At 55.0% G+C, this 25,633-nt stretch carries 18 protein-coding genes; 6 read left to right on the top strand and 12 right to left on the bottom strand.

Annotated features, from left to right (window positions below; genetic code table 11):
* Positions 1-286 precede the first annotated feature (286 nt).
* The 7 genes from JFY74_07585 to JFY74_07615 all read right to left on the bottom strand — a co-directional run bounded on the left by JFY74_07585 (position 287) and on the right by JFY74_07615 (position 10,406).
* Positions 287-1,642, bottom strand: coding sequence for a TolC family outer membrane protein (locus JFY74_07585; GenBank protein ID QQG29886.1), 1,356 nt, complete (start codon positions 1,640-1,642; stop codon positions 287-289).
* Between the two features lie 2 nt (positions 1,643-1,644).
* Entirely contained in the window at positions 1,645-3,003 is a 1,359-nt protein-coding gene (locus tag JFY74_07590; protein ID QQG29887.1) for an HlyD family type I secretion periplasmic adaptor subunit, read from the bottom strand.
* 64 nt (positions 3,004-3,067) lie between these two features.
* Positions 3,068-4,915 (bottom strand): type I secretion system permease/ATPase, encoded by a 1,848-nt coding sequence (locus JFY74_07595; protein QQG29888.1) that lies wholly within the window; start codon positions 4,913-4,915, stop codon positions 3,068-3,070.
* Between the two features lie 255 nt (positions 4,916-5,170).
* On the bottom strand, positions 5,171-5,788 hold the full coding sequence (locus tag JFY74_07600; GenBank protein ID QQG29889.1) for a heme acquisition protein HasA: 618 nt from the start codon (positions 5,786-5,788) through the stop codon (positions 5,171-5,173).
* Positions 5,789-5,905: 117 nt separating this feature from the next.
* Complete coding sequence (locus JFY74_07605; protein ID QQG29890.1) at positions 5,906-8,584, bottom strand: TonB-dependent hemoglobin/transferrin/lactoferrin family receptor; 2,679 nt, start codon at positions 8,582-8,584, stop codon at positions 5,906-5,908.
* Between the two features lie 259 nt (positions 8,585-8,843).
* On the bottom strand, positions 8,844-9,797 hold the full coding sequence (locus JFY74_07610; GenBank protein ID QQG29891.1) for a FecR domain-containing protein: 954 nt from the start codon (positions 9,795-9,797) through the stop codon (positions 8,844-8,846).
* A gap of 99 nt (positions 9,798-9,896) precedes the next feature.
* Positions 9,897-10,406, bottom strand: a complete 510-nt coding sequence (locus JFY74_07615; protein QQG29892.1) for a sigma-70 family RNA polymerase sigma factor — start codon at positions 10,404-10,406, stop codon at positions 9,897-9,899.
* Positions 10,407-10,866: 460 nt separating this feature from the next.
* Here JFY74_07615 and JFY74_07620 point away from each other — a divergent pair, with 460 nt between their 5' ends.
* The 4 genes from JFY74_07620 (at position 10,867) to JFY74_07635 (ending at position 15,403) form a co-directional block, all read left to right on the top strand.
* A complete protein-coding gene (locus JFY74_07620; protein ID QQG29893.1) occupies positions 10,867-11,037 on the top strand; it encodes a hypothetical protein in 171 nt (56 codons plus the stop codon).
* 36 nt (positions 11,038-11,073) lie between these two features.
* Entirely contained in the window at positions 11,074-11,382 is a 309-nt protein-coding gene (locus JFY74_07625) for a hypothetical protein (GenBank protein ID QQG30608.1), read from the top strand.
* Between the two features lie 135 nt (positions 11,383-11,517).
* Complete coding sequence (ygjG, locus tag JFY74_07630; protein ID QQG29894.1) at positions 11,518-12,924, top strand: putrescine aminotransferase; 1,407 nt, start codon at positions 11,518-11,520, stop codon at positions 12,922-12,924.
* A gap of 814 nt (positions 12,925-13,738) precedes the next feature.
* Complete coding sequence (locus JFY74_07635; GenBank protein QQG29895.1) at positions 13,739-15,403, top strand: MCP four helix bundle domain-containing protein; 1,665 nt, start codon at positions 13,739-13,741, stop codon at positions 15,401-15,403.
* A gap of 140 nt (positions 15,404-15,543) precedes the next feature.
* On the opposite strand, the gene JFY74_07640 is transcribed toward JFY74_07635, so the two are convergent.
* Positions 15,544-16,530: a class I SAM-dependent methyltransferase gene (locus JFY74_07640; GenBank protein ID QQG29896.1), complete on the bottom strand. Its 987-nt coding sequence runs from the start codon at positions 16,528-16,530 to the stop codon at positions 15,544-15,546.
* A gap of 66 nt (positions 16,531-16,596) precedes the next feature.
* Between JFY74_07640 and JFY74_07645 the strand changes: the two genes are divergently transcribed.
* Positions 16,597-17,589 (top strand): helix-turn-helix transcriptional regulator, encoded by a 993-nt coding sequence (locus JFY74_07645; GenBank protein QQG29897.1) that lies wholly within the window; start codon positions 16,597-16,599, stop codon positions 17,587-17,589.
* A gap of 274 nt (positions 17,590-17,863) precedes the next feature.
* Positions 17,864-19,366, top strand: a complete 1,503-nt coding sequence (gene proP, locus JFY74_07650; protein QQG29898.1) for a glycine betaine/L-proline transporter ProP — start codon at positions 17,864-17,866, stop codon at positions 19,364-19,366.
* 80 nt (positions 19,367-19,446) lie between these two features.
* Here proP and JFY74_07655 read toward each other — a convergent pair whose 3' ends face one another.
* The 4 genes from JFY74_07655 to JFY74_07670 all read right to left on the bottom strand — a co-directional run bounded on the left by JFY74_07655 (position 19,447) and on the right by JFY74_07670 (position 25,624).
* The gene (locus tag JFY74_07655) at positions 19,447-20,907 is read right to left on the bottom strand and encodes an AMP nucleosidase (protein QQG29899.1); all 1,461 of its coding nucleotides are present in this window, start codon (positions 20,905-20,907) and stop codon (positions 19,447-19,449) included.
* A gap of 131 nt (positions 20,908-21,038) precedes the next feature.
* Entirely contained in the window at positions 21,039-22,817 is a 1,779-nt protein-coding gene (locus JFY74_07660) for an ABC transporter permease subunit (GenBank protein QQG29900.1), read from the bottom strand.
* A gap of 37 nt (positions 22,818-22,854) precedes the next feature.
* Positions 22,855-24,366: an ABC transporter substrate-binding protein gene (locus JFY74_07665; protein QQG29901.1), complete on the bottom strand. Its 1,512-nt coding sequence runs from the start codon at positions 24,364-24,366 to the stop codon at positions 22,855-22,857.
* Positions 24,367-24,376: 10 nt separating this feature from the next.
* Complete coding sequence (locus JFY74_07670; protein QQG29902.1) at positions 24,377-25,624, bottom strand: MFS transporter; 1,248 nt, start codon at positions 25,622-25,624, stop codon at positions 24,377-24,379.
* Positions 25,625-25,633: the final 9 nt, after the last annotated feature.

Here is a 25,633-nt window from a genome sequence, read left to right on the forward strand (position 1 = left end):
CAAGTTGCACGTGCGTTGGCTGCGTTCAGTCACCCGAATCACTTACTCAAGTAAGCTCATCGGGATTCCCTCGCTTGCCGCCTTCCTGAAACTCGAATTATTTAGGGTATAGCTGACGGATTTCCTGCTGTTTTTACATTGGATGCGAAGAGGGTCGCACTTTATAGTGCGATTGGTTATTAATATATTTTTTTTATAAATATTTTAGAATATATGGATGCGGCTTATTTTCCTTCCTAAATAGGATATAGCCGCACATCAGCGTTTGTGTTCTGAATTCACGTTCTTAGAGGTGTACGAAATAGGTCGCGAGCTGACGCAGCGTCTGTTCATCGAGCGTACCGGCGTAGTAACGCAGCTGTAGCCAGGCCGTCAGCCACGTATAACGCGCTTCGGTCAGATCGCGCCGTGCGCCGTAGAGCTGCTGTTCGGCATTCAGCACGTCAAGATTTACGCGCTCCCCGCCCTGAACGCTCTTCTGTGTAGCGGTGACCAGCGCCAGCGCCGACTTTTCCGTCAGCTCATAGGCGCGAATTTTCGCCTGACTGCTGGTGACCAGATTAAACTGGCGACGCAATTCCGTCTGGATTGTCGCCGTCTGTTCGTCCTTTTCCCGCGCGGTTTGCTGATAGCGCTCTTGTGCCTGACGCGTCGCGGCAGAGACACCGCCGCCAGCAAAAATCGGTACGCTGACGCGAATACCAATCGACCGCGTATCGTATTTCTGGTTGTAGCTGTTTTCGGTATCCGACTGCGTATTGCGCGTGCTGGCAACCAGCGTGACCTGCGGCAGGTGACCCGCCCGGTTACGCTCAATGCCGTATTTCGCCACGGCCAGCGATTGGTTTAGCGCCAATAGCTGCGCGTTGTGGCGGAGCGCCAGCGATTGCCAGTGCTGATAGCCAGCAGGCTGAAGCGCCTGCGGCGTAAAGCGTGGCGTTAGCGTCGCAAGCTGATCCACGCCAACGGGCATCCCCAGCAGCGTTTCCAGTTCGCGCAGGCTGATATCCAGATTGTCCTGTGCTTCAATGAGCTGCGCTTCCGTCAGGTTGACGCGCGCTTCGGTTTCCAGCATATCGGTGCGAGTGCCTTCTCCCTGCTGGAAGAGACGTTGATTCAGTTGATATTGCTCGCGGTATGCGCGCTGCTGTGCCTGAACCAGCGCGATCTGCTCGCGGCTAAACAGCACGTTGGTGTAGGCCTGAAACAGGCGAACCAATAGCTGCTGGCTGGCATCGCGCAGCTGTTCATCTGCCAGCACGGCGCTGGCTTCACCCTGTTGATAGCGCGACCACGCCGCGTAGTCGATCAACGGCTGTTGCAGGGAAAAGCTGGAAGCGCGGCTGGTGTAATCACGCTCCGACTGCTGACCACCCGCCGTCACCGTGGAATCGTTACGGGACTGGTTGTAGTCATAGGTGACTTTTGGCAGCAGTCCGGCGCGCCCGATGTTCTTCTCTTCGCTGTCGGCATTACGCGCATGCACGGCGGCCTGAAAAGCCGGATCGTGCGTCAGCGCCTGCTGCCAGGCTTCCATTAATCCCAGTGCCTGACTCGGTGCGCTGTAGATCAGCGTGAGAAAAAGCGGGACGGCATAACTGGAGCGGATCGCCGCGCGATAAACGGATGAAAAGCGCAGCATGATTACTCCTCGGTCAGCGCCAGATGCAGGCGGTCAGAAAGCGGTTTGAACAGGTAGTTGAGCAGGGAGCGTTCACCAGTACGAATGAAGGCTTCCACTGGCATGCCGGGACGAACGTCCAGCCCGGCGAGTTGCTGCTTACCCTGTTCATCGACGTGAATGCGTAAGGTGTAATAAGGTTTTCCTGTCTGTTGTTCGACTAACTGATCGGCGCCGATCAGCGCGACAACGCCGGAAATACGCGGCGTGGTGCTTTGGTTGAACGCAGAAAACAGCAGCTCGACGGGTAGCCCGTTGCTGACTCTGTCTACCAGTTCGATAGGCAGCTGTGCGTCAATCAATAGCGGTTGCCCATCAGGAACAATCTCCATCAGCATCTGCCCGCTATTCACCACGCCGCCTTCGGTGTGCAGCGCCAGCCCGACTACCGTGCCGCTGGCAGGGGCGCGAATGTGCGTGTGCTGAAGTTCATACTCCGCCGTTTTCAGCCGCTGGGTGAGATCCTGAATGGAACGTTGGGTATCGGCGAGCTGGGCGCGCACCTCTTTCTGATATTCGTTCTGGCGCTGCTGGATCTTTTGCTCCAGCTCGACGACCTGCTGCTGGAGCTGTATCTGATTATTCCGTTCCTGCGCCATCGCGCCCGCTAACTGGGCGGCCTGCCGTTCGACGTCCAGCAGGCGATTACGGGCGATATAGCCTTCTTGCGCCAGCGGACGCAACCCGCGTAGCTGTTCACTGATAATCTGGAATTGCGTCTGGCTGCTGGCCAACAGCGCTTGTGATCCCTGCGACTGCGCTTTTGCCCCGATGATGGCGGCCTGCATCGCCGCGCGTTCCTGTTGTAGCGCAGCGCGACGGCTGATGAAGAGCTGCTGCTGGGCGATCTGAATTTGTTGCGTGATGGTGCTGTGTTGCTCTGTGGGAGCAGGGAAGGCGATCGTACTGAGATCGTCGCGTTCCGCCAGCAGACGTGCTTCGCCCGCGTGCGCTTCCTGAAGCTGCGTGACGAGATTATCGCGTTGCGCCTGAGCGGGCGTTTGGTCCAGCGTGGCAAGGATTTGCCCTGCCTGCACGTGGTCACCATCCCGTACGGTGAGCGAGGCAATGCGTCCGCTACTGACGGGCTGCACGGTTTTGCGGTTATCCGCGACGACGACCCGGCCGGATACGGCGACTCCTTTATCCAGCGGTGCCATGCCGGCCCAGAGGAGCAGGCCACCAAAGCCTGCCAGAACCAGCCAGAGGCCGTACTTCAAATAGCGTCCGGCGTCGGTGTGTAACGGCATCGCCGCGACGTTATCCGCCACCTGAGGGAGGGGCGTTGTCGGCTGTGATGTGACTTCGCGTAACGCGGACATGGTTATCCTCTTCTTTCCGTGATGCTGTTCTGACGACAGACGTTTGCTATCAGTGGGCTGAATTTCATTTATCCGGTACGGCGCGGCGAGACGCCGGTGCGCTGTACACCATACTTAGCCCGGCTGAACTCGGTTCCTTTGGGATAAAGGCATTTGCGGCGTCGGCTGTCTTAACTGGCGCAGGTTTCACGCTGGGTGATGTGGCGATAGGAGCCTTGGCGGGCTTGGCGCGCTGTAGTTCTTTCAGCACCTGCTCTGTTGCACCGAAATACTGGATTTGTCCGGCGCGTAGGACTAACAGCTTGTTGGCGCAGGAAAGTAGTGCGGGTTTGTGCGTGATCAGCACCTGTGTGCTTTTGGCTTCCTGTTGGGCGGCAATCGCGGCCAATAAGGCTTTCTCGCCGTCGTCATCCAGGCTGGCATTCGGTTCGTCCATCACAATCAGGCGCGGCTGGTTGTAAATAGTTCTGGCCAGGGCGACACGTTGCTTCTGACCACCGGACAGCCCGGCACCGCCTTCACCCAGCAGCGTATCGTAGCCCTGCGGCAGCCGCAGAATCATCTCGTGAACGCCCGCTGTGACGGCGGCGGAAACGATCTTTTCTGCATCTGGCTGAGTGAAGCGGGCGATGTTTTCGGCAATCGTCCCGCTGAAAAGCTGAACATCCTGCGGCAGATAGCCGACGAAGCGACCCAAATCGGCTTTGTCCCACTGGTGCATGTCTGCGCCGTCCAGCCTGACTTTGCCACCGAGGGCGGGCATGGCGGCAACCAACAGACGGGCAAGGGTGGATTTACCTGAGCCCGAAGGCCCTAACACGCCGAGTACATCGCCGGGAGCCAGTTCAAACGTGATATTGGCGAGTATGGGGGTACGCGTGTTGGGTGCGTTGGCGCTGAGCTGTTCCACCTGAAGTTTGCCTTCAGGTGCGGGCAGCGCCATGCCAGCGGGACGCGCCGGGTGATTATCGAGTAAGAGATTGACACGCTGCCAGGCGAGACGTGCCTGCATCCACTGTTTCCAGACGCCAATGATCTGATCGATCGGGCTGAGTACGCGACCCACCAGAATGGAGCCCGCAATCATCATGCCGGGTGTGATATCGCCCTTGACGGCCAGCAGTGCGCCCAGACCCAGCATCAGCGACTGAAGCGCCAATCGGGTGCTTTTCGTCAGTGAAGTAATGTTGGCGCTCTTTTCGCTGGCAACATTCTGATAATAGAGAAAAGATTTGTGCTGCGTCAGCCAGCGTTCGCGCATGGCGGGCAGCATTCCCATCGCTTCGATGGCATCAGCGTTACGCAGGTTAGCGTTGGCCTGTTGCGTCGCCTGAACGGTGTTTTGTGCGGCTAAGGCCAAGGGTTCGCGAGTGAGTTTTTGATTCAGCCAGGCCAGCACTATCAGGATGATTGCCCCCGCCAGCGCCATCACGCCCAGCCAAGGATGAAGTAAGAAGATCACCAGAAGATAGACCGGAAACCACGGCGCATCAAAGAAGGCGAACAGCGCGTTTCCGGTGGCGAACTGGCGCAGGGCGGTAAGGTCGTTTAAGGCTTGTCCGGCTCCCGCCGTTCCATTCTTGAGATTGCTTTCAAACGCTGCATTGTAGATGCGCTGATTCAGGCGCATGTCCATCTGCGTCCCGAGGCGGATCACCACGGCGCTGCGTATCCACTCTAGCAATCCCATCAGTAAAAACAGGCCCAGCATAATGATCGTCAGCATCGCCAGCGTCATGGTGCTGCTGGACGGCAGTACGCGGTCATAAACCTGGAGCATATAAATCGCCGGTGCCAGCATCAGCAGGTTGATGACGGCGCTGAACAGGCCAATTCCCCAAAATCCCTGACGGTAGGCGGCCAGCGCGTCAATAATCTCCCGGCCTGATGAAGCCGGATGGGATGTGGGCATGGGATGTTCCTTCTTCAATAAAGTGCCATCGTTCTCACCGTGGTATCCCCACAAGGTGGAAGAGGGAGGCGGTTAGCCGTACCGCTATTGACGCGGTTTGCCAACGGTTATTACACTCACTAGACCGTCGCGGTGCCGTGCCCGCCATACTTCACGCTGCATCCGTGCAACGCGAAATATTTAGGGTATATACTCTCTCCGTACCGCGACGGTGTTCACTCAAACGGCTAAAAGCGTCATCTTTTAGCCGTTTTCTTATGCCGCCAGCAGATCGGCCGTTTCGGCGACGCCAACTACGTCAACCACGGTATCGGCAGAAAGTGCGGCATCGGCGGTCGCCGTGGCGAAGCTCAGGCTATCCAGGCTCGCGTTAATATCGATACCCGCATTGGTCAGCGCAGTCAGCAGCGGCTGAACCTGTCCGCTCATCAGACCGTAAATCACGTCATGCACCACGCCGCGATCGCTAACGGTCTGGTTGGCAATATCAGTGGAGAGATCCAGCCCGCTGAAGGTCACTTCCGGTTCAGCAAGAGAATACGTGGTACCAGCCGTGGTGCCGCCTTGCAGGACATTACCGAATGACAGGCTGTCCAACTGACCCCACAGCGTGTGGGCAGGAGGGGAGAAGAGGCTATAGGTCAGATCGCCGCCTGCAATGAGCGCGGAGAAATCGTTCTGCGTACTCGTGATCGCATATTGAGTACCGTCTATAAAGGTGTCGCCGCCGTAAAAGCCCCCAGTATTATTGCCACCGACTTGTGTGTTACCCGCGGTATGATTAACGTCACCAAACGCTGCCGACCATTCAGTCAGGTAGCTGGCAATGCTGTAATTGGCATAGTAGGCATCGTAGGTAATTGCAAAACTCATAATAGATTCCTCATTAACTAGCGATCTACAGGCACGGTCATCCGTGTCTGTCGTAAAAGAGGATGAGCCCTCCCATCCCCTTTGTTTTCCTGCCTCCCGCGTGGGGAAACAGAGAAATTAGAATCTGTACTCCACGCCAGCCTGCACCGTTCTTCCTCGGCTTGGCGTGTAACCCAGTGATTCGCCATAGCTCACGACGTAAGTACGGTTAGCGATATTCTCGACGGAACCGCGCACCGTCAGGCTGTCGGTCAGACGATAGCTGGCGTACAGATCGTAAACTTCATATTTGGGCCAGTCGGCTAAATAGGCGGAATTGGCCGGTGCGGCAGCATCCTGATAGCCGGGAGCAAAACGCATCGTGACCCCCATATCCAGCTTGCGGTCGAAGACGCGCGTCCCCAGCGTGACGGAACCGCGGTCGCCCGGCAGATAGGCGGCGTTGCTGAATAACAGCGTTTTCTGGCAAGAGGCATCGCTGGCTGTGGTATCGACAGGCGTGGAGTAGTAGTTGCCTCGGGAACCACCGACGGTTGTGACGCCGCCCATCCAGGCCACCGGCGCACAGAAATCGTTATTGCCGATCATGTGGGTGTAGGTGGCATCGACATATAAAAAGCCCGCGTCGTAATTAAGCTGGTATTCCATGCCGCGAAATCGACTCTTCGCCAGATTGTTTTGGAACACGGAATTACTGAGGGAATAGCCGTTATAGCCCGGCTTATTGCGCGCGCCGTTCAGGCTGATGTAGTTGTTTATCCTAGTGTCGAAATAGGACACCTTGGTGACCAGCCTGTCGCCGTCAGTGAACAATTCTGGTTTCTGAATATTGAACCCGACCTCCCAGGCGCGGGAACGCTCCGGCTTAAGGTTGGGGTTCGGATAGAGGTAATAGTTGCCTGCGCTGTAGGTGCCGTTGGCAAAGGTTTCGCTGACTGATGGTGGTCGCCAGGATAGGCCATAGCTGGTGTACAGCTGTAGCCATTCAACGCCGGGGCGGACGCCAGCAAACAGCGTGGGGGACAGCTTGCCGTGTTCGTCATCGACATTCCAATCCTGCGTGGTGGTCACGAACGGCGGGCAGAGCGCGATCGACCGTGCAGTGCAGGGATTGGTGACGGTATAGGGGATTTCCCGATAGCTGATGCTGGTGGTGCCGCGTAACCGATAGCGATCGTAACGTAGGCCGCCTTGCAGCGTTATCCATTCGTCGTACGCGTAATTCAGATTCGCGAACAGACTGGCCATTGCACGGTTTCCTTCCGGAGTGGCGTTACTGGCTGTGCTATTGGTGCTGTCCGTGGTGATCTTGTCGTAATAGAAGTCTAGCCCGTAGTCGGCTTTCAGATCGTGCGCGCCCTGCTGCCACAGCGTTGAGGTGTTTTGCGCTTGTGCCCCGTAGGTGCGTAACCGCGTGCTCTCGTGATACGCGCTGGTATTAGAGAGGGCATAGTTATTGGTGTCGTTATTGGTATCGGCGTAATAAATCTTGGCCTTAAAATCCAGCCAGCGCTGGTTGTCTGGCTTCAGGCTGTAATCCAGCGCGGTACTGCGCGCCATAATCTCGCTGTGCCCGCTGGCCTTCCAACCCAGTTCAGTATTGGAAAGGTTGGACAACGTTCCGGCGTTTTCAGAAGAGGTTTGCGTTTGCATATAGCTGAGCTGGAAGCGCTGGTTAGCAGGCAGGTTCCAGCCGATTTTCGCCAGCCGCGAGCGCATGGTGTAGGCCGCGCTGGTCACTTTCTGATGCTTTAAGTTATTGGCCCACGCTTCGTAATTACTTGAATTGCCAGGGATACGGATATTACCGAGGTTGCCATCATTGCCCGGCCAGTAATTGCCCAGATGGCGCTCGCTGGCACCGACCAGAATGTCGCCGCGTTCGTTACCCAGTGCGAGTATGCCGCTGCCGATAAAATGTGTTCCGTTGTCGCCGGTGCTGGCGTGCAGCTTTCCACCCAGCTCTTTACCCGGGGCGAGAAAATCGTGGGCGTTGACGGTATTAAATGTGGCGACGCCGCCCAATGTTCCCGCGCTGCCCATCACGTTTGTCGCGCCTTTTTCAATCGTCGCGCCGGAGAGCAACTCCGAATCGATATACATCTGTCCGTTGCGCTGACCGTAGCCAGTTTTTTGAAAATTCTGCCGCACGCCGTCAATGTTCATATTCACGCGACCGAAGTCCTGTATTCCGCGAATGTTGACCGATAGCGAAGGGTCCTGCTGGCTGACGCTGGAGTAAACGCCAGCGGACTGCTCCAGCATATCAGCGGCGTGGCGGGAAGGGCGGTTATCCATCTGCTCGCGTGAAATGACGCTGATGGCGCGCGGCTGTTCATAGATCCAGTCGCCCGGATTGGCGACGGTAAATGCGCGAACTGTCATCACGTCGTCTATTTTTGCCGTATCGACGTTGACTGAACGAGGGCGCAGGGTAATGACGCCATTGCTGCCGATCTGAAAATCGACTGGGTTGGCACCGATCAACTGACGTAATCCTTGCTCTGGTGTGAAACGCCCTTGAAGCGCGGCTGCCTGCATGTTTTCCAGTTTAACGTCGGCAAAAAAGACCTGTAGCCCCGCCTGTTCGGCGAAACGCAGCAACGCGCTGCTCAACGGCTGCGCACTGATGGAAAAGGCGGAGCTTTGACGAGCCGCTTCCTGAACGCTGGCTGCCTGCGTTTCTGCTTGCGCATAGTGGAGCGAGCCAGACAACGACAGTGCGATGCCGACGGCAAGAGAAAGTGGATTACGTTGTAATAAGCGGCTGTCTTGCTGTTGTGTTCTTTTAAACATTTTTCGCCTGGTCTGCCATCCGTTAAATCATCAATAAGCATTAATAAACAAAGGGATAATTAGCCCTCTTTTTCTTAATGAAAATGATAATAAAAATCATTACCTAAATATGAAGACGGCTGAGATGACAGAACCCGTAAAAAATATTTAAATTTTTTTCTCCGGTGCGTTGCTGCCTTGTGAACGTAAGGGGAAATTATGCGTGATTACCATTCCTGAGCAGCATGGCAGGAGTGGGGAAGGCTGGTGGGAGAAAGGATCAGTACAGAACCGTGACGCCGGGGAGTGAAACGGTTTTGGCACCCAGTTCGGTAGCGATGGTTTGCAATGCGCCATCCAGCTCGTTCAGCGAAAAAATGCCGCTGACCTGGCGCTGATGCAACGCTGATGTGGGGATGACGATCGTACCCGCGCGGTACTGATTGATACGTGCAATCACGATAGCCAGCGGCTGTTGATCAAAAATTAGCAGGCCGCGCCGCCAGTCACCGCGCTCGCGACTATTCCAACCGGGGAGGCGAGTCATCCCTTGTTCGGTATAGCGTGCCGCCTGTTGCTCATCAAGCCGCAGCGCTTGCCCGTTTGCCGTTACCTGAACGCTGTGCTCCACCACGCCGACGGTCGTGGTCTGTGATGAATTTTGCACGATGAACTGCGTGCCTAGCGCCTGTGTGGTGCCCGATGCCGCATCGACTAGGAAAGGCCGTTTTTCCTGTGTCGTCATCGGTGCGACGGTGAACCAGGCCGAGCCTTGCAGCAGCGTGACGCGCCGTTCTTGTGGCGTATAGGCGAGCGAAATGGCGCTGCCTGCATCCATATCAACCTCACTGCCGTCCGGCAGCGTAACGTGTTTGACCTGATGTGCCGCATGATAATCCGAGCGCAGCATGAGGATGCCGTCGGAAATCCACGTCGCACCGAGACTGAAGCCCAGTAGCAGCAAGGCGGCGATTTTCCACTGTGTTGCGCGGTTAACGCGCCTGATGAGAAAGGTTGCTGGCGGCTGTGGTTGCAGCACCTGCCGTTGCTCGGCGCTGAGCGACCCAAGCCCATGCCAGAGCATCCCTGCCTGTTCCAGCGCGTGGTGATGGCGCGGATCCTGTGCCAGCCAATGTTGGAATGTCAGTTCCTGTTCATCGTCCAGCGGCGCTTCGGCCAAACGGATGGCCCAGCGTGCTGCCTGCTGTTGGATTTCAGGAGGATAATCGTTCATGTTGTAGGCCTGGAATATGTAGGGTCTCTAAATACGTAGACGTTTGACGGCAATAAACCCGTAAATAATTTGTGATTATTTCACGATGGGCGACGCGTTTCACGAGGCGCGGATCGTCATCATCGCGTTCAGCGTCATGGCAAGATGCTTCTCAACGGTGCTGAGGGAAATCTCCAACTGCTGAGCAATTTGCGCCTGCGTCATGTGTTCAAACCGATGCAGATGAAATATCAGCTGTGTGCGTTCCGGCAGCGTCGCCAGTACCTTTGCCAGACGCTCCAGCTCCTGTTGCGCGATGGCCGTTTGATCGAGTTGGGGAGCGGCATCCGGCAGGTATTCCAGTGTCGTTTCTACGTCGTCAACGGACGTCGCCATCTGCCAGCGCTGCTGGTGACGGACATGATCAAGCAGCAAATTATTTGCTGTCTTATAGAGATACGCCTTCTTGTCGTCTACATCATCTTGCTGTTCCAGCCGTTGTGCCAACCGTAAAAAACTCTCTTGCACCAGATCTGCCGCTGCCTGAGGGTCGCGCAGTTTATGATTGAGATAGCGTTCCAACCGTTCTGCATAGTGGTTGAACAGCATTCTGAGTTCAGACTCTGACATGCCAACGTCCCGTCAGGTGACCTTCCCGCCGACTCTGCGGCAACAGAACCCCTTTTCCTTGCCACGGCGCTATCCATAGCGATCCTGTCCGTTGATATCGACGGGGTAAGGCCCTGAGTAATATACCCGTCATATTTCAAGCAGCTCGTGCGTTGGCCGCATTACTCGGCACACTTGCGTGTCCCTCGCCCCATTGGGGCCGCTGCAAGCAGCGTTCAAACCAGCCTCTGGCAGGTTTGTCAGTCACCCGAATCACTTACTTATGTAAGCTCATCGGGATTCCCTCTCTTGCCGCCTTCACGCAACTTGAATTATTTAGGGTACAAATTTAATGTAATTGATAATTATTATCACATATGACGAACCGGAAAGCAGAGTTAAATCTTCTTCAGATTGGCGGATTTTCGTCATCGACTACACTTATCTTTGCTGGCTTATTATTTAATCAGGAGATACAGAGATGACCACGAAGGACTCAACGCAGGATCCTAAAGAGGTGACGGTCAGCGAAGGGCTGGCAAAGGTGCATGAGGCGTCGGATCAACTCACTAAGGAAGAAATTGAGGCGCTGGCGGAGAAAGCGAGACAGGCCGCTACGCAGACGAAGAACGCGCCGGGTAACACGTCTTAGCCTCCATTACGTCATTCGATGATGAGGTGCAGCTGATTGGCTGAACCAATGCCGCACGGTGGGCAGAAACTGTCCGGCTACGGCAAAGATATGTTGATGTACGGTCTGGAAGATTACACGCATTGTGCGTCACATCATGGTCCGGCACTTGAGGCTATTTGCTTTGTCGCAGGAGTTCTGCTTGCTCTGCAAGAGAACGCGGGTAATGAGATAGCATATTTATTCAGCCTTGGCGTGCCCCAAAAGAGGGCTCGCTGGGCACAAGCGGGGCATCTCATGATGCTTTGGTGTGCTTCACACTGGCATTTAATCTTTCAATTGGTTTTTAATTTCAATAATTATTAATTTTTTAAAATCGCCTACTGTTTTTTTATTTGTGTCGGTTTTTTATGTTTTATGTTGGTTTAAGTTAGTCGACTGGCGTGTTATATGCATTAATTAAAGTGGCATCGCGTGATGTCCGTTTTTAAGGAATGCATTTTGTCCAGATCAAACGCCCACCTTAACCCGCTAGAGTGTACTCAGCAGGCACTGCATTGGATTCATAGTGACACGCTATCCCACGATGACATGGCGGCACTGAATCGAGAAGTTTTGAGTTGTTTTCGCGAATACGTCAACCCAGGTTTTCTGGAGTACCGAAAATCTGTCACTACCGGCGGCGACTACGGCGCAGTCGAATGGCGCGCCAGCGGCCCGAATACGCTGATTGATACCCAAGGGAATGAATATCTGGACTGCCTCGGTGGTTACGGCATTTTTAACGTCGGGCACCGCAACCCTAACGTTATTGCTGCTGTTGAGCGCCAACTCGCCAAACAACCACTGCACAGCCAGGAACTGCTTGATCCGCTGCGGGGGCTGTTGGCGAAAACGATGGCGGCGCTGACGCCGGGCAATCTGAAATACAGTTTCTTCTGCAATAGCGGAACAGAATCGGTTGAAGCTGCGCTGAAGCTGGCGAAGGCGTACCAGTCACCGCGCGGTAAATATACCTTTATCGCCGCGACAGGCGCATTCCACGGGAAATCGCTGGGCGCGCTCTCCGCCACCGCCAAACCCGCGTTTCGTCGCCCTTTCATGCCGCTGTTACCTGGTTTCCATCATGTTGCTTTTGGCGACATCAACGCTATGCGCAAGCAGGTTCGGCAATGCCAGAAGACCGGCGATGACGTTGCAGCCATCATCCTTGAACCCATTCAGGGAGAAGGCGGCGTGATTGTGCCACCGGAAAATTACTTTCCTGCTGTCAGAGCATTATGCGATGAGGTTGGGGCATTGCTGATTCTGGATGAGGTACAAACAGGTATGGGGCGCACGGGCAAGATGTTTGCCTGTGAGCATTATGGCGTGCAGCCCGACATCCTGTGTCTGGCGAAGGCGTTGGGCGGCGGCGTGATGCCGATCGGTGCCACGGTGGCGACGGAAGAGGTCTTCTCCGTGTTGTTTGAAAACCCGTTCCTGCACACCACGACGTTCGGCGGTAACCCGCTCGCCTGCGCGGCGGCGCTGGCGACAGTCAATGAACTGCTGACGAAGAATCTACCGGGACAGGCAGCAATACAAGGGGCGTTTTTGTTACAGGGCTTACAGCAACTGGCGGCCGAATATCCTCAACTGATTATCGAAGCGCGGGGAATGGGGCTGTTACAGGCTATTGAGTTCAGGAAAAATGAGATCGGGTATGCCTTCGCGAAAGAGCTGTTTCAGCGTAACATTCTGGTCGCAGGAACCCTAAATAATGCCAAGTCGGTCAGGATAGAGCCACCGCTTACCATCACGCGCGAGCAATGCGCCCGTGTGTTGAAAGAAGCGAAGGAAGTGCTTAAGAAGCTCAATGGTATGATGCCTGACGAAAATAAAATGAAGGAATATGCGGTAGAGTGAAAAACGAGACGGAAACACGCAGCATCCCATTATGTTCTTCCCGAAAGCCAGTCAGCCCTCACTGACTGGTTTTTTTTACTCTCCTCTCCTGCGATACGCGGGAGCTTGCCATTATGCTTTAAATCTAATTAATTCAGTCATGTTACGCTGTGTTGAGTGCCTCGACATGCAATGATATAGAAGATGTTGTTACTTGATTTTGATTATTAGCATTCTAACTTATAAGTATAGTTAATTAAAAAGAGTAAGATTTTTCCCATTATTATTTTTTGATAGAAAAAAACGATCGAATAAAGAGAATTGAATGGCCTAATGATCGTTATTTCCGATCGATCTTACATTTGTGATAGTGTAGAGTTATAGAACATGGCAGGCCTTGGATTGGCATTCTTTTTATCTATGTATTCACAATTAATTAAGCGTAACACTAACTCGGGTTGGGTTGGTGAGGGGGGGATTTAAATGTATTGGTTTTCTTTGAATGATAGTTTTCTTTTAACTAAGCAATGAATAATGTTATTTTCAGCATGGAATAAAAAGGAGGGCTAAATTAATTTATCAAGTAAACCGTTTCAGTAAGCATCGCCAACACACATGCAATGTGAGATATAACAATATATGGCCAAATGGATTTCTTATGCCAGTATTCTGTTACATGCATCAGAAAATAAGAGATTTAGAGAAGCCAGGGCGCCTGGTGCGATAATTGTTCGCTTTACCGTCTATGATTTTTTTCGTTAAACAGACGGCGGTTGAATATATCATCAATCGTGATCGGGTAACGATTTTTAAAATGTAATATTCTGGTGCTAACATGATTTTTTTTAAAAATATAAAAATTGGCAATCGGCTTTTTCTGGGGTTTGGCTTGTTAATTGTATTGACACTGACTTTGTCATCCATTAGCTATTATTTTATGAAAAATATTGGCGCTGAGTTTGATGAGGTGACTGAAGATAGAATGGTTAAGGTCGATATGCTGCGCGATATTCAGGATGTGTTGAACACCAATGTTCGCACGCTGCGTGATATTATTCTCCTCCCCGCAGATAGAACGCAAGAAAAAAAGGAGTTAAAGGCGACCATAGTAAAAACGACTGATACGGCAAGTGAAATATATAAAAAGCTTGATGGTATGGTCAATTCGGAACAGGCACGGGAGTTATTTAATCAGCTTATCGATATCAGAAAACAGTATAGCCTGAGCATTAATAAAGCGATTGGCTATGCGATGGAAGATGAAGATGCGCTGGCAACAGAATTGGTCTTTGGTGATATAGCAAAAATTCAGGCCGTTTATTTTGCCAAACTGAGTGAATTTACCGGGCTACAGGTCTCGTTTGTTGATCATGCCAAACAGGTGACGAGAACGTATATTACTAATGCGCTGTTGTGGATGTTGGTGCTATCAGTCTTCTCAACCGTTTTAGGATGCCTTACCGCCTGGATATTAACCCGCAGCGTCACTGCACCTTTATCTGTTGCACTTTCCTCTGCGAAACGTATCAGCGCAGGCGATCTGAGTGGCTCAATTGATGTGAATAGCCGTGATGAAATGGGTCTGCTGCTGGAAGAAATGAAAGAGATGCAGGCTGCGCTGACGCGGATGGTTATTGGCGTCAGAAATAATGCGGAGAGTGTTGCGACTGCCAGCATGCAGATTGCTCAGGGTAACGCGGATTTATCATCGCGGACTGAAGAACAGGCGAGCGCACTTGAAGAAACGTCTTCAACCATGACGCAATTAGGGATGACGGTAAAAAATAATGCCGACAATGCCCGTCAGGCTAACGTGCTGGCGCAAAATGCGAGTACCGTTGCGCTTCAGGGGGGGAATGTTGTCAATGACGTGGTGGACACCATGAAGTCCATTAATGAGAGTTCGCGCAGCATTGCGGATATTATCAATGTCATCGACAGCATTGCGTTCCAAACAAATATTTTGGCGCTTAACGCCGCCGTTGAGGCTGCCCGGGCTGGTGAACAAGGGCGCGGTTTTGCCGTTGTCGCGGGAGAAGTGCGCAATCTGGCGCAGCGTAGTGCAGAAGCCGCTAAAGAGATCAAAAATCTTATTACCGCAAGCGTTGAGCGTGTCGAACTCGGCTCTGTGCTGGTGAATAAAGCGGGAGAAACGATGCAGCAGGTCGTGATGTCCATCCGCCAGTTGAGCGATACCGTATCAGAGATTAGCTCCGCAAGTGCTGAGCAGTCGACGGGGGTAGAACAGGTTGGTATCGCAGTTAGCCAAATGGATCAGACAACGCAGCAGAATGCCGCGTTGGTGGAAGAGTCAGCGGCGGCGGCGCAGAGTCTCAAGGAGCAAGCGGATCAGCTTGTCCGAGAAGTCTCGGTGTTCAAAATAGTCAATGATGAACGCTCCACGCCGAAGCCCGTCACGCAGACACTCTCGCTTGTTGCTATGCTTCCAGTCTCTTCCAAAGCATCTGCCCCTAGTGCGTCTGACTGGACCCGTTTCTGATAATGAAAATAGTATTGCCGCCAGCACGTCAGGGAGAGTGTGAAAGTAGGGAATCATAAAGCAGATAGTGTTATTGAAGGTTTTATTTGCCAGTCAGCTTTTGCTGACTGGCTTTTTGCATTCCGATAAAGCATGCGTTGTTATCGGTGTTTACGGGCGATCAGCACATTCAGCGGTGCCATGGGGAATGCCTGATGACGATGAGTTTCGACAGAGGTAAAGCCCGCAGCCAGTAACCACTGCGTCAGTTGGCCTTCCCGCGTGACGTGGCGTCCACTCATTTGCATCGGCAGATAAAACGGCAGAACCGGTGCGGCATCCTCCGGTGCTTCAGCAATCTCCGCCTGTGCCAGAATCAGCGTGCCCTCCGATGTCAGCGCATCGTGGAGCGTGCTCAGCATGGCGGGAATGTCTTCGACAAAATGCAGGAAAGAAGAGCTCCAAATCAGATCGTATTTTTCGCTGGGAAACGCGCCGCTTTGCGCCGACAGACGAGCAGATAACCCGGCGTCGTCGATATTGCGTTGGGCCACGGCGGCGGTCTGCGGCAGGTCATACACCGTGCCGGAGAGCTGAGCGTGACGCAGCGCCAGCGTAATCGCCACCCAGCCGGGACCGCCGCCCAGATCGAGAACGTGTCTGATTTGCGGGAAGTCCGGCAGACTGGAGATAAGCTGTTCTGCACGCTCGGCCGTCACTGCCCGCTGCTCCTGTGCGATCTGCTGTTCTGCCGCGTTGGCCCATGCTGCATCGCGCGGTAACTCGCTCAACTGCGTTTGCAGCGGCTGAGGCATGCCATCGCCGAGTCCCTGACCAAACTGACGCAGGCTGGTCAGGCGAAAACGCCAGGCGTCGCCCAGAAAGCGTGAACTGCTGCGGCAGAGCACGGCAGCGCAGGTGGGGGCGGTACGATAGCCGTCATGATGGCGCGTCAATAGCTGCATGCTCCACAGGATCTCAAGCAGAAACCCGGTTTTCTCCGGCTGCCAGTCCAGCGCTTCTGCCAGCTGTTCCGGTGTGGTGACCTCTTCCAACCGGTCGAAAATCTGCTGTTCCAGCGCCAGATGTAAGGCGTCAGCCTTCACGCTGCTGGCGGCAAGCTGCCATAACGTCTCTAATGGATTCATAAACGGTCTTTCTCATTGATGGTCAGTCGATAGGGAATATGCTATCTATAAATGAGAATCGTTATTATGTTCATTGTTATGCAAGACGGCGTTTTTCATATGCGAAACGGCGGGGGGAAGATGGCGCAAAGGCAGCAGCAGGGGCGAGAGGGATTATCATCAGGCGATCGATGTCGTGCGGGGGAGGTGAATCGTTCTGATTCGCGTCGAACACTGCCGGGCGTTATCGGCGAATGTTGGTCGGATTTCAGCTGTATTGATGCAGATCTGTCGCTGGCTCGTTCACAATATCGCCCGCGCCGCGACTTGGTGGAAGAAACACAGAACCCGCATTCGCAACCGATGCTGGTCATGACGTTTGCGCTGGCAGGGGAGTCTGCTTATTACGATTGTGGCGGCTCATCGATCTGGTTTCGCCAACAGCATGTCACTGTCACAACGTTTGGCACCAGCGTGGGCGAACGCCATTATCAGGCTCAACAGCAGGTCGATCAGCTACGGCTGCTGGTGGGAAAAACGGCGGTGACTCGCTATTTTGGCGCGAACTGTGCGGAACAGCTATTCAGTGACGATGGGGTAGCGCTGCGTGCGTTTACGCCCCTATCTGCGGCCAGTCAGGTTCATGTCAATGCGCTGTGCGCTGACGCCGAGCTGCTAAATCGCCATATCCACGTCTTAAGCCTGCTGGCGCAGTATCGTCACTTTCTACAACCGGAAGAGAGGCGTGGTGCTATTCATCCACAGGAACGGCAGCAAATAGAGCAGGTATGCTGCTGGATGCGCGAGCATTTGGCTGAACCGCTGACGCTCGCCTGTATTGCGGCACAGGCAGGAATGAGCGAATCCAGACTCAAGCTTGGGTTTCATCGCTGCTTTGCGACTACGCCGGGTCAGATGTTATTACGGATGCGGATGGAACGGGCGCATCAGTTACTGGAACAGGGATTTCAGGTGGCGCAGACTGCCTGGCAAGTTGGCTATCGACATCCCGCTAATTTCAGCCTGGCATTTACGCGCTATTTTAACCGTAACCCGAAAATGATTGCTTCACGTAAGTAAAAATACCTCGCTGACATTAATGTGATGATGTTGTCATAACTATTTACCGTTATTTTCCTTTGATTATATTCCTGTGCGTTATTTCCGCATGCGGTGCCTGAATCCGAGCTTTTGTCCAAATTCTTCTATACTTCATCCAGCAGTATCAACGTGTAATGAATATTGCGGCCAATAAGCGGTTAATTTCTCAGCGCGCAGTCGGGTGGTTCCCTGTGCAGGAAAAAGATCGTTGTATTTTTAATAAAGGGTCGCTTTTTAAGCAAAGGAAAAAAGGATGAGATTAAAAAAGAAAAAAATTGAACCGATGAAAATTCAGGACATTACCATTATTGATAATGCCAGACTCAAAAAAGCCATTACCGCCGCCGCATTGGGTAATGCGATGGAATGGTTTGATTTTGGCGTATATGGTTTTGTGGCATATGCACTCGGACAGGTCTTTTTCCCCGGCGCCGATCCCGGCGTACAAATGATTGCCGCGCTGGCGACGTTCTCGGTTCCCTTTTTGGTTCGGCCGCTCGGTGGGATATTCTTTGGCGCGATGGGGGATAAATTTGGTCGCCAGAAAGTCCTGTCGATCACCATTATTATCATGTCGGTGAGTACATTCTGTATCGGCTTGATTCCGTCCTATGAATCGATTGGTATTTGGGCACCGATATTACTCCTGTTGGCGAAACTGGCGCAGGGGTTCTCCGTCGGGGGAGAATATACCGGCGCGGCGATTTTCGTTGCTGAATATTCCCCAGACAGACGACGCGGCTTTTTAGGTAGCTGGCTGGATTTCGGCTCTATTGCTGGGTTCGTGATGGGCGCGGGCGTCGTGGTACTCATTTCTTCCATCGTGGGAGAAGAGAGTTTTCTGGACTGGGGATGGCGTATTCCGTTCTTTATTGCTGCACCGCTCGGATTAATCGGGATTTATTTGCGCCATGCGCTGGAAGAAACGCCAACGTTCCAACAGCACGTTGACAAAATTGATAAAGAATCCAAAGACAGCATCCAATCCCCGCCGAAGATCTCCCTGCGTGAAATTGTGACCAAACAATGGAAAGGTTTGTTGATCTGTATCGGGATGGTGATTACCACCAATGTCACCTATTACATGCTGCTGACCTATATGCCGAGTTACCTCTCACACAGCCTGAATTACTCGGAAGATCATGGGGTGATGATTATTATCGCCGTCATGATCGGGATGCTGTTTGTGCAGCCAGTGATGGGGTTGATGAGCGATCGCTATGGGCGTAAACCGTTTATTATTTGCGGCAGTATTGGGCTGCTGTTGCTGTCGGTGCCCAGCTTTATCTTGATTAACAGCGATGTGATTGGGCTGATCTTCTGCGGATTGCTGATGCTGGCCGTACTGCTGAATTCCTTCACGGGGGTGATGGCGTCAACGCTTCCTGCGCTGTTCCCCACGCACATTCGTTATAGCGCGCTGGCGACGTCATTTAACGTTTCCGTACTGGTTGCGGGCTTTACGCCAACGGCGGCGGCGTGGCTGGTGGAGTCTACCGGTAACTTATATATGCCGGCGTATTACCTGATGGTGATTGGACTGATCGGCCTGATTACGGGGATGTCGATGCGGGAAACCGCTAACCAGCCGCTGAAAGGCGCAACGCCAGCGGCATCGGATCGGACGGAAGCCAAAGAGCTGTTGCAGGAACAGTACGACAATATCGAGCAGAAAATAGAAGAAATCGATGAGCAAATTGCCGAACTGGAGAAGAAAAGAAAACGGCTGACCGAGCAGCATCCTGAGATTAATTAGTCTCAATTTCCTATGTCAGGAAGGCGCCACGGATGTGGCGCTTTTCAGAGGGATAGGCCATTCGAATGAGAGCCTTTCGATTAACGGAACGGCGGCTCGTTAAAGGTGCGCAGTTTACGTGAGTGCAGCTTGTCGCTTTCCGCCCGCAGCAGATCGATGGCACAGATGCCAATCTGCAAATGCTCCGAAATCGCCCCTTCATAGAAACGGTTCGCCTGTCCCGGCAGCTTGATTTCACCATGCAACGGCTTATCCGAGACGCACAGCAGCGTGCCGTAAGGTACGCGGAAGCGATACCCCTGTGCGGCAATCGTCGCACTTTCCATATCTACCGCGACGGCGCGACTGAGGTTAAACCGCAGGGCAGAGGCTGCATAGCGTAGCTCCCAGTTGCGGTCATCGGTGGTCACAACCGTGCCAGTACGCAGGCGCTGTTTAACTTCTTCCCCCGGCATCCCGCTGACCATCTTGGTCGCGTCGTACAGCGCACGCTGCACCTCGGCGATGCTGGGAATCGGGATATCCGGCGGCAGCACGGCGTCGAGTACGTGATCGTCACGCAGGTAAGCGTGCGCCAGCACGTAATCGCCGATGGACTGGCTTTCGCGCAGGCCGCCGCAGTGGCCGATCATCAGCCAGGCATGCGGACGCATGACGGCGAGGTGATCGCAGATGGTTTTAGCGTTGGATGGCCCGACGCCGATGTTGACCATCGTAATCCCTTTACCCTGACGGGGAATCAGATGATAGGCAGGCATCTGGTGGTTCTTCCAGGCCAGATCGGACACCGTCTGCTCGGGGTTGGGCGTATCCGCGGTGATATAAATCCCGCCCGCGCAGGACAGCGCCTCATACGGGCTATCGGGATCGGCAATCTGCGCACAGGCCCAGCGCACAAACTCATCGACATAGCGGGTGTAGTTGGTGAAGAGAATGAACGGCTGAATATGTTCTACCGGCGTGCCGGTATAGTGGCGAAGTCGCGCCAGCGAGAAATCGGTACGCAGCGCGTCGAAGTGCGACAGCGGCGATGTGGTGGTAGCGTGAAACAGCCCATCTGCCGTCTCGTCCCCAATCTGCGACAGTTCTGTCGTAGGGAAATGCTTGGCGATGCCCGCGCTCATGGAACGGTCAAGAATCAGGTCGGAACCGTCGAGCACGTAGGGGAAGGGAATTTCCTGCTGTGATGGGCTAACCTCGATGGTGACGTCATAATCTCCTTCCAGCAGCGCCAGCTGTTCTGCCAGATAAGCACGCAAAAATGCCGGACGGGTAACGGTAGTGGAGTAACTGCCGGGATGAGTAAAACGCCCATAGGCGCGATGGCGGGGATGACCGGTCGAATTGCCACTCCAACTGACGCGTAAGGCTGGGTAGGCAAATAGTCCTGCTGCACGCGCGGTGGCATCAGGTAGTGTGCCATCATTGATGAAGTCACCGATGGCGTCGCGCAGCGCTGAGACGGCGTCATCATACAGCGCTTCCAGTTTATCCAGAGTCTGAGTGACGGTAAGACTGACGTGGGATCCGCTGTTGTGCATATTCTCTCCTTTAATCACGCTCTGCTGTTAGCTCACAGCGTAACTGAAGATGCACAGCCCCGCCATCGTGAAATCTGGCAGGGCTGTGAACGTGGAGAGAGACGGACGCTTAGGCGGTGTCTCTCGACAGATTAGTGTTTGTGGCGACCGGAGAGGTTCGCTGCGCTCACGGCCAGTATCGACAGCACGCCGAGTGCGGCCGCCGGTGCCAGCACGCCCCAGAAGGCACGTTCGATATACGGCATACCTTCGGCTAGAACGCGTCCCCATTCTGGCGTCGGTGGTGACGCGCCTAGGCCTAAAAAGCCGAGCGATGCCAGCGCCAGCGCGATGCCTGGCAGTTTCAGCATAGCGTGACGGAAAAGCGGACCAATCAGCGCGGGCAGAATATAGAACAGGCTGCGCCGTATTGGACCGACGCCGAGAATTGGCAGCATCCGAATATAAGGACGCGCATTGATTTCGGCGACCAGTGCTGCCGTGTGGGCCGCGAGCGGAGCCCAACTGACGGCAATGACGGCAATCGCCGCGCCCGTTGCCGTCGGACCATTGACCGCAGCAACCAGCAGCCCGGCAATCACTGGCGGCAGGGCGTTAGTCACTTCGATGGGGCCGCTGAACAGACGCGGAAACAGTCCAATCAACAGGCCGATCGCCAGACAGGCCAGCGACACCGCCAGCGCCAGCAGACAGGTATGTAGTGTGCCGTGTGCGACGCGCGCCAATAAATCGCGCCCCATCGCGTCCGCGCCAAAAGGCAGCAGGAACGACGGCGGTTGCAGGCGCAGAAAGGCGGAGGTATAGGGATCGCGCAGCAGGCCAGCCAGCAGCAGAAGCGCCAGCAGCAGCACGCAGATAATCGGCAGCCAGATAGCATGACGAGATGCTGGGTTATCGTGTTCTTCCGGCACCGGCATAGCGCCGCTCCGCAGTGCGCGTCCGAGAATCAGCAGTCGCACGCCGCTTGCTGCGATGCCAGCCAGCGAGGCGATGAGTAAGAGAATCAGCACGCCGACCTGCAAAGCGGGCAGATCCTGCGCGGCTGCCGCCCCCAGCGTTGCACGTCCCAGACCGGGAATCGCGAACACTTTTTCGACGGCGATAGCACCGCCGGTTAACGAAACCAGAACCAGCCCGACCAGCGGCATCACGCTGGGCAATGTGCGCTTTAGCACTGCCAGTGCGATATGACGGCGGCTCACGCCCGACACGCTCCAGGTGGTGAGCCAGTTTTCGCTGAAAGTGGCGGATAGCGCGTCGGCAATAATCCGGCCAAGGTAACCGCCTGCTGGAATACCGAGCGCCAGCGACGGCAGTACCGCGTAGTGCAGGCCTAGCCAGCCATAGGGTGGGAACCACTGTAGCCAGATGGCGCCGACGATCAGCAGAAATGACGCCAGCAGGAATTCGGGCAGTGCGGTAAACAAGGCGGCAAACAGGCCGCCTGAACGATGAACCTGACCGCGTAACCCTTGCTGAAAGGTAGGGGCGCACAGCACGGCAGCCAGTGTGAATGCCACCAGCGCCGAAGACGCCATCAGCGTGAGCGAGACGCCCGCTGCCTGCAACATCCCCGGAAGGACCGGCCGACCAGAAACCCAGGAGTTACCCGCATCGCCATGCAATAGGCCCGTCAGCCAGTTCAACAGCAGCTGCAACGGGCCTTGATCCAGCCCAAGAGAGTGACGAATCGCGTTTAGCGTTTCCGCCGTCGCTTCCTGCTCGCCGGAACGGGCACGCAGCAGCGCCAGCGCCGGATCCTGACCAGATAGCCACGGCAACATGCCAATCAGCACCACGATGCCCGCCAGCGTCAGCAGCCGCGAAAACAGCGGGATTAGCACGCCGTATCGTGGGCGTTGCGTCTGGTTGATGGTCGCACAGGTGCGGCAATACAGCGATTCGCTCATAAACTCGTCATCTTTCTGGTTGCGGGTGCGCTATCCGTTACTTGGCGCCGGTGACAATATGTGTGGCGGCGTTAATCAGCGTGCGTTCACGCGGGTCGCGTAGTGCGTCTTTGACCTGTGCGCTTTCACCTTGAATTACACGCTCATGCAGCATTGGGATCGCGGCATCGCTGGCCAGGATCAGGTTTTCTGCCTGCATGATGGCCTGACGGCGTGCAACGCCCGCAGGAATCGCGGCCGCTTTTTGCAGCGCCTGATCGATCTCTGGGCGGCACAGCTGAGCGATATTGAACGACCCTTCACAGGCGAAGTCGCTGTACAGATAAGCCACAGGATCGCCGGAATCCAGTACGGTGGCGCGGGATAAAATAAAGGCATCAAACTTGCCTGCCAGCGCGTCGGACTCGATCTGTGCATACTCACGCACCACCTGTTTCACCGTAAATCCAGCGGCGGTGAGCTGCTGTGCCAGATAGACTGCGACTTCAGGCAGTTCGGCGCGATCGCTGAACGTTGCCAGCGTGATGGTTGCACCCGCAGGCGTACCGGCTTTGACTGGGTTAGTTACCGGCTGACGCAGTTCCGCAGCCCACGGCAGCGCGGGACCTAACAGACCCTGCGCGATATCGGCACGTTTCTCATAGACGTTGTCCACCAGCTGCTGGCGATTGATCGCATCGCGCACGGCAGCACGCATGGCGGGATCTTGCATCACGCCATGGCGCGTATTCAGATACAGCGTATTGGTGCGTGGCATGGGGACTTCATGCACCAGCGATTGATCCAGCAGCGGTGCCTGAGAAACCGGAACGGCTTCGACAATGTCTGCCGTGCCGGTACGTAATGCAGCAGCGCGCGCCGCGCCGTCGGACACAAAGCTGACATCGATACCGCTGGCCTGTGCTTTCTCACCCCAATAACCGTCGAATCGATCCAATACCGCGCTGCTGGTGCCGGTGACGGTACGCAGAACGAACGGGCCGCTTCCGGTGCTGATCGGATTGACTATGCCATTTTTACCGTATGCCGTGGTGGAGAGAATCGCCAATTGCGGGCTGGATAAGCGCTGTGGCAGCAGTGGATCCGCTTTAGCGGTGGAGACAATGACGGCGTTATCGCCATCGGCTTTTACCGTTAACTGCACGCCGTCCAGAATGCGCGGTTTGGGGGCAGCCGTGGACGCCACGGTGAGCGCATTCACTACGGTGGCGGCGTTTAAGGTGGTGTTATCGTGAAAATGGACGTTTGGCCGCAGTTCAAAACGCCAGGATTTATCATCGATCTGCTGCCATTTTGTCGCCAGTGCAGGCTGGGCTTCGCCGAGTTTGTCGAGCACCACCAGCGTTTCTGCCGTGCTCCAGCGCGACAGCTTAAAGGCATCATCACTCAGCGGCGTCAGGCCGGAGCGCGGAGGCTGAAGCATCGCCAGTTTGATTCGACCGTCATGATGTGAGCTGTGGTTTTCCTCGGGCTCATTGAAGCAGCCTGAAAGCAGCAGCGTGGCTGATAGCAAGCCGGAAACGGGCCACAGGAAATTGCGCATATTCATCAGTCTGTCCTTATTCATTCACGGTTGAAGCGGATTTAAACGGGCGGCAGATGACCATCATGGCCAGCGAACTGCACAGCGGCACGGCGGCGAGCAGCACCCACGGAATGGCGGCCTGTGGCGACGGCGTTAGCGCGCGGTCGAGCTGGCCGCCGAGTATAAAGTTGCCGACCAGTACCGCGATGCCGCCCATCGACGCCAGTGCGCCATAGTGCGCGCCCAGATTTTTGTTGTTGGCAAAGCGTGGGATGAGGTCCATCCCGACGGGGACGATTAACATCTGCCCCAGCGTCAGCAGCGTAATTAATGAGATAGCCGGAAGCAGGCGCTGCCATCCGTCAGGCGGCGTGCTGGAAGCAAACAGCGCGACGCTAAAGAACGATGCAGCTAGCAGCGCAAAGCCCAGTGGCAGCATGCGCGCCGCGCCAACTCGGCGGGCAAAACGCGCCAGCGGGAGCTGTAACCCAATCACCAGCAGGGAAGCCAACACAAACAGCGGGCCGAGATCTTTCTCGCTGCTGCCGGAGCGATGCAGTTCAACCGGCAGTGCCAGATAGAGCTGGTTGTAGCTGAACAGGTAAGCGCTGTAAGCAATGATGAACGCGACAAAGCGGCGCTGGCGGAACGTTTCCCACCACGGGGCAATCTGTAATTCGTTCTGATTGCGCTGCGTCGGCGGCAGGCTGAAAAACAGGACGATGAGCGCGATAACAAACACGCCCGCGCCCGCAAGCGCCACGCGCTGGAATCCGTATCCGGCCAGCACTGAGCCGAGCAACGGCCCCAGCACTGCGCCTAACTCGCCGCAAATGGCAAACAGAGCGAACCATTCAGAGCGGCTGCGTTTTCCCTCTTTTTCACTTTGCGTACCGGCCTGTGCCATCAGCGCTTCGATGGCGGGAGAGAACAGGGCACCGCCGACACCGGTCAGGCAGGCACCAAGGATGATCGGCCATAGCGAGTCGCCTAACGCCAGCAGGAGATAGCCGCTGATACGTACGACACAGCCACACAGGATGATCACGCGCGCGCCGAATCGGTCAGCCAGCGCGCCGCCGACTAAAAACATGCCCTGTTGAGAAAAGGTGCGTAAGCCAATCACCAGCCCGATAGCCCAGCCGGAAAGCAGCATGTCGTCGCGAAGGAAAATCGCCAGAAACGGTACGACGGCATAAAAGCCAATATTGAAAACAAGCTGGCTACCCAGAAGCAACGGGGGATAAGGCCGTGGTGCGCGGTTGGCGGTAAGGTCTGACATGTCATGATC

Origin of the sequence: Pectobacterium carotovorum, assembly GCA_016415585.1 — a bacterium.
In the GTDB taxonomy this organism is placed as follows: domain Bacteria; phylum Pseudomonadota; class Gammaproteobacteria; order Enterobacterales; family Enterobacteriaceae; genus Pectobacterium; species Pectobacterium carotovorum_K.

Bases quoted from the DNA above. Each gene is read 5' to 3' on its own strand.
- JFY74_07585 (QQG29886.1), bottom strand. From the start codon at position 1,642: ATGCTGCGCTTTTCATCCGTTTATCGCGCGGCGATCCGCTCCAGTTAT.
- JFY74_07590 (QQG29887.1), bottom strand. From the start codon at position 3,003: ATGTCCGCGTTACGCGAAGTCACATCACAGCCGACAACGCCCCTCCCT.
- JFY74_07595 (QQG29888.1), bottom strand. From the start codon at position 4,915: ATGCCCACATCCCATCCGGCTTCATCAGGCCGGGAGATTATTGACGCG.
- JFY74_07600 (QQG29889.1), bottom strand. From the start codon at position 5,788: ATGAGTTTTGCAATTACCTACGATGCCTACTATGCCAATTACAGCATT.
- JFY74_07605 (QQG29890.1), bottom strand. From the start codon at position 8,584: ATGTTTAAAAGAACACAACAGCAAGACAGCCGCTTATTACAACGTAAT.
- JFY74_07610 (QQG29891.1), bottom strand. From the start codon at position 9,797: ATGAACGATTATCCTCCTGAAATCCAACAGCAGGCAGCACGCTGGGCC.
- JFY74_07615 (QQG29892.1), bottom strand. From the start codon at position 10,406: ATGTCAGAGTCTGAACTCAGAATGCTGTTCAACCACTATGCAGAACGG.
- JFY74_07620 (QQG29893.1), top strand. From the start codon at position 10,867: ATGACCACGAAGGACTCAACGCAGGATCCTAAAGAGGTGACGGTCAGC.
- JFY74_07635 (QQG29895.1), top strand. From the start codon at position 13,739: ATGATTTTTTTTAAAAATATAAAAATTGGCAATCGGCTTTTTCTGGGG.
- JFY74_07640 (QQG29896.1), bottom strand. From the start codon at position 16,530: ATGAATCCATTAGAGACGTTATGGCAGCTTGCCGCCAGCAGCGTGAAG.
- JFY74_07645 (QQG29897.1), top strand. From the start codon at position 16,597: ATGTTCATTGTTATGCAAGACGGCGTTTTTCATATGCGAAACGGCGGG.
- proP (QQG29898.1), top strand. From the start codon at position 17,864: ATGAGATTAAAAAAGAAAAAAATTGAACCGATGAAAATTCAGGACATT.
- JFY74_07655 (QQG29899.1), bottom strand. From the start codon at position 20,907: ATGCACAACAGCGGATCCCACGTCAGTCTTACCGTCACTCAGACTCTG.
- JFY74_07660 (QQG29900.1), bottom strand. From the start codon at position 22,817: ATGAGCGAATCGCTGTATTGCCGCACCTGTGCGACCATCAACCAGACG.
- JFY74_07665 (QQG29901.1), bottom strand. From the start codon at position 24,366: ATGAATATGCGCAATTTCCTGTGGCCCGTTTCCGGCTTGCTATCAGCC.
- JFY74_07670 (QQG29902.1), bottom strand. From the start codon at position 25,624: ATGTCAGACCTTACCGCCAACCGCGCACCACGGCCTTATCCCCCGTTG.